General features: G+C 57.7%; 5 protein-coding genes. All 5 read right to left on the reverse strand.

Annotated features, from left to right (window positions below; translation table 11 throughout):
* A partial coding sequence (locus tag POTG_RS07500; RefSeq protein WP_232282246.1) for a sn-glycerol-1-phosphate dehydrogenase occupies positions 1-854 on the reverse strand: 854 nt, incomplete at its 3' end.
* Between the two features lie 273 nt (positions 855-1,127).
* Positions 1,128-2,804, reverse strand: coding sequence for a ribulokinase (locus POTG_RS07505; RefSeq protein WP_036644640.1), 1,677 nt, complete (start codon positions 2,802-2,804; stop codon positions 1,128-1,130).
* A gap of 22 nt (positions 2,805-2,826) precedes the next feature.
* Complete coding sequence (araD, locus tag POTG_RS07510) at positions 2,827-3,522, reverse strand: L-ribulose-5-phosphate 4-epimerase (protein ID WP_009224224.1); 696 nt, start codon at positions 3,520-3,522, stop codon at positions 2,827-2,829.
* A 164-nt stretch (positions 3,523-3,686) separates the two neighbouring features.
* Entirely contained in the window at positions 3,687-4,787 is a 1,101-nt protein-coding gene (locus POTG_RS07515) for a GntR family transcriptional regulator (protein WP_009224225.1), read from the reverse strand.
* A gap of 152 nt (positions 4,788-4,939) precedes the next feature.
* Entirely contained in the window at positions 4,940-6,427 is a 1,488-nt protein-coding gene (araA, locus tag POTG_RS07520; protein ID WP_009224226.1) for an L-arabinose isomerase, read from the reverse strand.
* Positions 6,428-6,604: the final 177 nt, after the last annotated feature.

Below are 6,604 nucleotides of genomic sequence, written 5' to 3' on the forward strand. Positions count from 1 at the left end.
CAGGCAACGCCAACTTTAGCACCGTGCAGCAGCGCTCGCCGACCCTGGCGCAGGTACTCCATCTCCCAGTAATGGGAGAGATGGTGCTCTGCGCCGGAGGCAGGGTGCGACTGCCCGAACAGCAGCATGGCGATGCCCGATTCGATCAGCGCCGTCATCAAGGCGCGGATCCCTTCTTCCGTGCGCGCGCCGATGGCCTCGGCGTGCGACACGCAGCTGCGCAGCGCGCGCTCGGTAATCGCCGCCGCCTGTTCGTCATAAGGTTCCCCCGCCGTCAGACGGGAGAACTTCCAGTCGAACAGGCTGGTGTATTTACCGAGCATATCGCCAAAGCCCGCAGCAACCAACCGCTGCGGGGCCGCCATGAGAATATCGAGGTCAGCAAAAATCGCCACCGGCGGCACAGCCGGCACCGTCTTTTTGACCCCGCGTACAATCAGCGGCGCGCCTGCAGAGGTGAACCCGTCCACGGACGGCGCGGTCGGCACCGACACAAACGGCTTGCCGGTCTTGTGGGCGGCAAACCGGACGATGTCGTGGATCGTTCCGGAGCCCACCGCGAGGAGCACATCCGTCTCGTCAGGACGGATCTCCAGCAACAGCTGAACAATCGCGATCTCGTCGGCGACCACATCGCCTTGCGCGTCCGGTTGAATGAGGACAACGCGCGTATTCACGCCCTCCGCTTCCAGCAAACCCATGAGCTGCTCTCCCGCCGCCGCATACGTATGATCGTCCGCCACCAGCAGGACATGGCGATAACCCTGTTCCCGCAAGTAAGGAGCAACCTTCCGGATCACCCCTCGGTCTAGTTCAATCACCTTCAACTGCTCCAACTGTCTGTCTTGCAGCACGTTATCCCCTCCCTTGACCATCCATCAACTTCCTGCAATTTTCTGAAAACTTCTTTAGGACCCTACGATTTGCCGCATTTCCCCGTAAAGCGAAAAAATTGCCCTATCCCTTTCCTCGCGACACCCCATGACACCCCATTCCAGCTCGAATCGGCGCCCATGGACTTAGGGCAAGAGGGTATTCGATCCTTTACCTTCTTCATAAACAACAGGTGGGCGAGGCGCACAGTCCTTGACAGGCCAGCCACTCCTTCGCCCCGCTTACTCCCACTCTTACTCCGCCGCTTGCTTGATTCGCTTCAGCCGCTTCATCACGTCGTTTTCGCCGCGGCCGAAGTAGTCGTGCAGCTGGCTGTATTCCTGATACAGCTTCTCGTACACTTCCACGTGCGCCGGGATCGGCTTGAACGTTTCCTCTTTGACGCGGGCCATTTTCTCGGCGGCATCTAGGATCGAATCGTAGCCGCCCGCTTCCGCGCCTGCAGCTACTGCTGCGAACATCGCCGCGCCGAGGGCCGGTGTCTGCTTGGAATCTGCCACAAAAATCTCACGGTTCGTCACATCCGCATAGATCTGCATCAGCAGGCGGTTTTTCTGCGGCAATCCGCCGCAGGCATACAACGCGTCAACTTGCACGCCGTTTTGAACAAACGCGTCGATAATTTTGCGCGTGCCAAAAGCCGTTGCCTCGAGCAATGCCCGATAAATCTCCTGCGGTTTGGTCAGCAGCGTCATCCCCAGGATCATCCCGGTCAAATCCGTATCCACCAGCACAGACCGGTTGCCGTTCCACCAATCGAGCGCGAGCAGGCCCGTTTGCCCCGGTTGATACGCAGCGGCTTCCCGCTCCAACCATTGGTGCACAGTCAATCCTTCCTTCTCCGCCGCCTCCTTCACGTACGCCGGCAACGCTTCTTCAACATACCATTCAAAAATATCCCCCACAGCCGACTGCCCGGCTTCATAGCCGTACAAGCCCGGAATGATTCCGTCCTCGACCACGCCGCACATGCCTTCAACCTGCTTTTCTTCCGTCCCCAGCAGCATGTGGCAAATCGAGGTCCCCATCGCCATAACCAGCTTGCCCGGCGAGACAACACCGACAGCTGGCACGGCTGCATGCGCGTCCACGTTGCCCACCGCCACGGCGATGCCTGGCGTCAGGCCCATCATCTCGGCCATCTCCGGCAGCAGTCCGCCTGCATTCGTCCCCAGCGGAATCACGTCGCCGCGCAGTTTTGTATCCGTCAGATCCTCCAGCCGAGGATCCAGCGCTTTAAAATACTCCTTACTCGGATACCCGTCCTGCTTATGCCAAATCGCTTTGTAGCCCGCCGTACAGCTGTTGCGGACGATGTTGCCGGTCATTTGCGCGATGACCCAGTCGGTCGCTTCCAGAAATAGATCCGCTTTCTCGTAGATCTCCGGTGCTTCGTCGAGGATTTGCCATACCTTCGCAATCATCCATTCGGACGAGATCTTCCCCCCGTACCGCGCCAAAAACGCTTCTCCCCGCTCCGCCGCAATCGCGTTGATCTTATCTGCCTCCGGCTGAGCCGCATGGTGCTTCCACAGCTTCACCCAGCTATGCGGGTTATCGGCCAGCGCCGGATCGAAGCTCAGCGGCTGGCCTTGCGCATCCACCGGCAGCATCGTGCAGGCGGTAAAATCAATGCCAATCCCGATCACATCCGCCGGATCGATTCCCGATTCCTGGAGCACCGCAGGCACCGAGCGCCGCAGCACCTCCAGATAATCGCCGGGATGCTGCAAAGCCCAATCATGCTCCAGCTTAATCCCAGATCCGGGCAACCGCTCATCAATGACATGATGCGGATATGGCGTCACATGGTCGGCAACCTCGCGGCCGTCCGACAAATCCACCAGTACAGCGCGGCCGGACTGCGTGCCGTAGTCGATGCCAATCGTGTATTTTTTCCCCTTGCTCATCGTAACCCCTCCCTGCATCCCATTATTTCTGCCCGTAATAGGCATTGGCTCCATGCTTCCGCAAAAAATGCCGGTCCAACAGCGCTTGATCCATCGCCGGCGTATTCGGATTGATCTGCTCCATCCGGGCGGCGATCTTCGCCACCTCTTCCAGCACAACGGCATTATGGACCGCATGATGCGCATCCTTGCCCCAGACAAACGGCGCGTGCGAATGCACAAGCACTCCCGGCACCTGGTTCGGATCCAGCCCCAGCTCTTTAAACCGCTCTACGATCACATGGCCTGTTTCCAACTCGTAAGCGCCTTCAATTTCGGCTCGTGTCATCGGCCGCGTTACCGGGATCTCACCGTAAAAATAATCCGCATGCGTCGTTCCATACGCCGGTAACGCCCGCCCTGCCTGGGCCCAGCTGGTTCCCCACGGCGAATGCGTATGCACAACCCCGCCGATGTCAGGAAATTCGCGATATAACACCCGGTGCGTTGGCGTATCGGAGGACGGGCGCAGATTCCCTTCCACCACGTTGCCGTCCAGGTCGACCACGACCATATGCTCCGGCTTTAATTCCTCATACGGCACGCCGCTGGGTTTAATGACAAACAATCCGCTTTCCCGGTCGATCCCGCTGACGTTTCCCCACGTAAACGTGACCAGTCCATACTTCGGAAGCTCCAAATTGGCTTCCCACACCTGCTGTTTTAAGGCTTCCAACATCGCAAGCTTCGTCCCCTTTCCTTATCCCATGTCATCCAACATAACAAAAGGTACGTACAAGTTACCAAGCACCTGTTTCAACCGAAGCGGCACCGCCCGCCAAACTTCAGCAGGACGGTGACACCGCCAAGTTGTCTAGTTCCCGTTCGTTCTCTCGTTCCAGTTTATTTCAAAACCGTTCGTTCCAGCACCGAATCCCGTTCAATCAGCTCCGGTTCAAACACCGTATCGCCCGGCGTTTCCCCCCGCTCGATCATCCCGATCAGCTGGCGGGCGGCAAGCTCGCCCATCGCCGTTTTGGGGTGGGTCAGCGTCGTCAGCTTCGTGCCCGAGGCCGCCGCCAGGCTGGAATCGTCAAAGCCGATGACGGACAAATCCTCCGGAATCCGCAAGCCGCACGCGGCGGCAGCGTCCATCAGCCGCACCGCTAACTCGTCGTTGTAGCACACCCATGCCGTTGGCCGCCGATCCTCCGATTTTTGCAGCAGCTCCAGCGCTTTTTGATAGATATAGTCGCCTTTTTGCTCCGTCGTAAACGTCACCACATGCTGCGGCGACACCGCAATCCCAAAGTCCCGATGGGCCGACAGGAACCCCTTCAGCCGGTTGACGCCCTGCAGGTCATCCCTTTTGAAAAATCCGGCGATCTGCCGGTGCCCTTTTTCCAGCAAGTACAGCGCCGCTTTCCGGCCTCCCGCCTCGTCGTTCACCTTCAGGCACGGACATTCGAGCTCGGGGTATCTCGCGTTGATCATCAAATACGGAATCCCCTTCTCCTGTAACTCCAAAAAATACCCCAAATTCGGGTTCCCCTCCGCGCTCTTCGTCGGCTCGATGATCAGTCCGCTGAGCGGTTGGCTCGTCATGAGCTGCAGGCTATCCCTTTCCTTCTCCTTCGTGTTGTCCGTGCTGGACAGCAGCAGCCGATACCCATGCTGGCGCAGCTCCGCCTCCGCTCCTCGAACGATATGAGGAAAAATATAATCGGAAATATACGTCGTCATAATGCCGATCGTCTTCACCGCTTCGCCCTCCCGCCGTCCGGGATGCCGGACAAACGTGCCTTTGCCCTGGATGCGCTCCAGCCAGCCTTCTTTCTCCAGTTCGCCAAACGTCTGCCGAACCGTCTGCCGGCTTAAGCCAAACTGCTCGGCAATCTCGTTCTCCGACGGAACCTGTTTTCCGGGCTGAAGCTTTCCTTGCTCGAGCCAAGACAATAATTCGTTTTTCAGCTGCATATATTTCGGAATTTTCCGGTCGTTCATGTTTCGTCCACCCTTCACCAATGCCACCGTTCTCTTTACTACCCGTTATTGTAACATAGGCCGGGCGAACGCAGAGGGCTGTTTCCACACCTTATCCAAAAGCAAGCCTGATTCACGTCACGCAGCTGCGACTCGCGTAACTGCCACTGCGATTAGCGCAACCGGTAAGCCGCATCGCTCCAGCGCAGCTCGTTCTTGAAGCGCGGTACCGAGGTATCCTTGTCGATGATCACCGCTTCAATGCCGACCATTTCCGCCCAGTCGGACAGGTTCTCGGCCGTAATCGCGTAAGACAGCACCGTATGATGCGCCCCGCCGGCCAAAATCCACGCTTCCGCCGATTCGCGCAGCGAAGGCTGCGGCTTCCACAATACGCGGGCCACCGGCAGCTTCGGCATCGGCTTCTCCACCTTCACGCCGTCCACCACGTTGACCAGCAACCGGAAGCGATGGCCCAGATCAACAAGCGAAGCGTTAACCGCCGGACCCGCCTGGCCGTCGAACACCATCCGCGCCGGATCGGCCTTACCCCCGATGCCCAGCGGGTGCACTTCAATCGTCGGCTTCGTCGCCGCAATCGTCGGGCACACCTCCAGCATGTGCGCGCCCAGAATCATGTGATTGCCCGGCTCAAAATGATACGTGTAATCCTCCATAAACGAGGTGCTTTTGTTGTTTGCCAGCACTTTGAGCACACGAGTCAGAGCTGCAGTCTTCCAGTCGCCTTCCCCGCCAAAACCGTACCCGGCTTCCATCAACCGCTGCACAGCCAGACCCGGGAGTTGCTTGAGTCCGTGCAGATCCTCAAACGTCGTCGTGAACGCCCCAAAGCCGCCTTGCTCCAGGAACCGTTTCATGGCGATTTCAAGCTTCGCCTGATATGCGATGGAGTCGCGAATCGGCCCGCTGCTTAAACCGGCTTGCGTAATGGTGTACTGCTCGGCATACTCTTTCAGCAGCGCTTCGGCTTCCGCATCGGTAACTTCATTTAGCACCTGCACCAGATCGCCAACGCCATACCCGTTCACCGACCAACCGAATTTGATTTGCGCTTCGACCTTGTCACCTTCGGTCACCGCCACTTCGCGCATGTTATCGCCAAAGCGCGCTACCTTCAGCTGCCGGCTCTCAGCATAAGCGACCGCCGTCCGCATCCAGCCCGCCAGCGACGCACGGACTTCCTCGTCCTCCCAATGCCCGACCACGATTTTGCGGTTGATCCCAAGCCGGGCACCGATATGCCCATACTCGCGGTCACCGTGGGCTGATTGGTTCAGGTTCATGAAATCCATATCGATCGTTTCCCACGGAATATCGCGGTTAAACTGCGTATGGAAGTGCAGCAGCGGTTTTTGCAGTTGGGACAAGCCGGCGATCCACATTTTAGCTGGCGAGAACGTGTGCATCCAAGTGATAATCCCCGCACAAGTCTCGTCGCCATTGGCGGCCAGAATCAGCTTATAGATCTCGTCCGGCGTCGTGACGATCGGTTTAAACACCACCGGGAACCCAATCGCCGGGTCTTTGTCCAGTTGTTCTGCGATAATGCGGGAGTGGCCCGCTACCTCTTCCAGCGTTTCAGGGCCGTATAAATGCTGGCTTCCAGTCACGAACCAAAAAGAATGCGGTTTCAATTTCATGCCAAAGCGCCTCCTTATGAAAAATGATTGCTCATTAACTTGTACATACCATATTGGATTTTCCGACATTCATTCACTAATTGTACGTACAAGTTGAATTACCCTCATTGTACTTCCCTCTGCTTCAATTGACAATAGGGTTCACGAAATTGATATTCGCAAAACACCATCAAGCGC

The organism is Paenibacillus sp. oral taxon 786 str. D14, assembly GCF_000159955.1.
Lineage (GTDB): Bacteria > Bacillota > Bacilli > Paenibacillales > Paenibacillaceae > Fontibacillus > Fontibacillus phoenicis.